At 65.5% G+C, this 278-nt stretch carries 1 protein-coding gene; it reads left to right on the forward strand.

The window, feature by feature from the left end; genetic code table 11:
* Nucleotides 1-278: hypothetical protein (locus RVY79_RS19320; RefSeq protein WP_317466185.1), on the forward strand; the 278-nt coding region annotated here is incomplete at both ends.

Consider the following 278-nt stretch of genomic DNA (forward strand, 5'->3'; position numbering starts at 1 on the left):
GGAGCGCTACCTGCACACCAAGTACGTCGGCCAGAAGCGTTTCTCGCTGGAAGGCGGTGAGAGCTTCATCGCCGCGATGGACGAGCTGATCCAGCGTGCCGGCGAACGCGGCGTGCAGGAGATCGTCATCGGCATGGCCCACCGCGGCCGCCTGAACGTGCTGGTCAACACCCTGGGCAAGATGCCCGCGGACCTGTTCGCCGAGTTCGAGCACAAGGCCGCAGAGGACCTTCCGGCCGGTGACGTGAAGTACCACCAGGGCTTCAGCTCCGACGTGT

Source organism: Chromohalobacter sp. HP20-39 (assembly GCF_033052815.1).
In the GTDB taxonomy this organism is placed as follows: domain Bacteria; phylum Pseudomonadota; class Gammaproteobacteria; order Pseudomonadales; family Halomonadaceae; genus Chromohalobacter.